Annotated in this window: 3 protein-coding genes and 1 pseudogene; 1 reads left to right on the forward strand and 3 read right to left on the reverse strand. The window is 36.6% G+C overall.

Annotated elements, in window-relative coordinates; all coding sequences use genetic code 11:
• Window positions 1-440: 440 nt before the first annotated feature.
• Genes FTU35_RS13300 through FTU35_RS13310 form a run of 3 tightly spaced genes read right to left on the reverse strand, consistent with a single transcriptional unit; the run spans window position 441 to window position 1,412 of the window.
• Window positions 441-755, reverse strand: a complete 315-nt coding sequence (locus tag FTU35_RS13300) for a hypothetical protein (RefSeq protein ID WP_104505826.1) — start codon at window positions 753-755, stop codon at window positions 441-443.
• 38 nt (window positions 756-793) lie between these two features.
• On the reverse strand, window positions 794-1,108 hold the full coding sequence (locus FTU35_RS13305; RefSeq protein ID WP_104505827.1) for a DNA-binding transcriptional regulator: 315 nt from the start codon (window positions 1,106-1,108) through the stop codon (window positions 794-796).
• Window positions 1,089-1,412, reverse strand: coding sequence for a transcriptional regulator (locus FTU35_RS13310; protein ID WP_104505828.1), 324 nt, complete (start codon window positions 1,410-1,412; stop codon window positions 1,089-1,091). Before FTU35_RS13310 ends, FTU35_RS13305 begins: the two co-directional genes overlap by 20 nt.
• 88 nt (window positions 1,413-1,500) lie before the next feature.
• Here FTU35_RS13310 and FTU35_RS13315 point away from each other — a divergent pair.
• Window positions 1,501-1,596: pseudogene (locus FTU35_RS13315) on the forward strand (transposase domain-containing protein); the annotation flags it as partial.
• Window positions 1,597-1,631: the final 35 nt, after the last annotated feature.

The raw sequence follows: 1,631 nt of genomic DNA on the forward strand, positions 1-1,631 counted from the left end.
ACACTTGTATATTAATATAAATATCAATCACTTGAAAATTTAGCCATGACTAAGAAAAAGCAAAAAATCGGCTTTTGTAATAAGTTGGTGAGTTTTTAAGCAGATCTGTAATATTTTGCCAGTAAATTTGATTAAAAAACGATCAATTTGGCAATCAGTGCCCATTTCATCGGCTTTCAGGATCCGAAACTATCCCCAATGGCTGTGGATAAAATTTAGGCTATTTTGTACGCCCTGGCGCACAACAATCTCGGCTCTTTGCGGCTACCAGGAACAGTGGAATTTTCCTATGATGAACTCATCAGGAACAGGAAGTTCCAAACAACAAGAATAAGAAAGATCGCACCAGGAGCGTGAGGTAAGACAGGAGTCATACCTAGCAACCCAATATGAGAAACCCCGGCAGGATGCTGGGGTTTTTTATTGTCTGCATTTAAGGTCTAATCAGTCTTAGCCAATTCATTTTGGTTGATAAGTTTAATCAGCGCATTTTGAACAAACTCATCAAGTTCAATCCCTTTTTCTTTTATGATGGTTTCTATCTTTGCTAGCGTTTCACTTTCTAATTCGAACTCGATTTCTGCTGATGTTTCCATGAGTAAATCATAGTTATTTTCGACTATCTTTTTAAAGGTTTCTTCTAGATCTTTTGTTGATGGAATATTGAAAGATAAGCGTAATGAGCTATTGATAATTTCAATATGGGTATACCCTAAATATTCAGTACTTTTTCCCACAAATCCTAAGTGCTTCATAAAAAACCTTAAATAAATATAGTAGAGAGCTGTCTAAATTAAGCCAGACTCTCTTTTACAAATTTTGGATCAACAATAAATAATCGAATAAGGGATGTTGCTGCTCCTGATGGTCTTCTCGCACCTTGTTCCCATGATTCAAGAGTACGTCTTGATACGCCAAGAATCTTAGCAAACTGATCTTGTGTTAGTTGAGCCTTTCTACGAGCTAACGCTACATCTGTCTCAGTGATTACGGTTCTTTTCGCTGCATTACTAGTAAGCATATCGTCGATGCCTTGTAATATTTCAGCTTCAATATCCCTAGTTGCTTCAAAAGCCTCAAGTTCTTTTTCAGTCATTAAACGAGTCATTTAGTTTCTCCACTAATGCTTGAAGAGTCTTCTTACTAAGCTGTACAGTTTGCTTTTTACTGTACAAGGTTAATAACCAAATCTCTCCATTTGCTAAACGATTAAAGTAGATGACTCTGACACCACCACTTTTACCTCTACCACCGCTAGTCCATCTAATCTTACGAATACCACCTGCATTAGGCTCTACATCTCCTGCTTCAGGATTTAATGCTAAGAATGTTTTGAATTCCTCATATTCTTCCTGAGTCCAATAAACAAGACAGTATTTAGTAAATAATGGAGTCTCACATATTGTATACATTGATTGCATTCATACTACCTTGTAGTAGTTTATTTTATACTACTTTGTGGTATTTTTAAATGATAATTCTTAGTTCTCAGGATTAAATGCCTATTTAAGTGATGTGCTGAAAAGGTTGCCGACACATAAAGTGACTCAGATTGAAGAATTGCTACCACACCGCTGGAAACCTGAACCGAATTAAAAAATAGGCATGGGGTTCAGCGGACGCTTACGTTC

This window comes from Acinetobacter sp. YH12095 (assembly GCF_013419245.1).
Classification (GTDB): Bacteria; Pseudomonadota; Gammaproteobacteria; order Pseudomonadales; family Moraxellaceae; genus Acinetobacter; species Acinetobacter towneri.

Excerpts from the sequence above, each read along its gene's own strand:
- FTU35_RS13305 (WP_104505827.1), bottom strand. The coding sequence starts at position 1,108 with ATGACTCGTTTAATGACTGAAAAAGAACTTGAGGCTTTTGAAGCAACT.
- FTU35_RS13300 (WP_104505826.1), bottom strand. The coding sequence starts at position 755 with ATGAAGCACTTAGGATTTGTGGGAAAAAGTACTGAATATTTAGGGTAT.
- FTU35_RS13310 (WP_104505828.1), bottom strand. The coding sequence starts at position 1,412 with ATGTATACAATATGTGAGACTCCATTATTTACTAAATACTGTCTTGTT.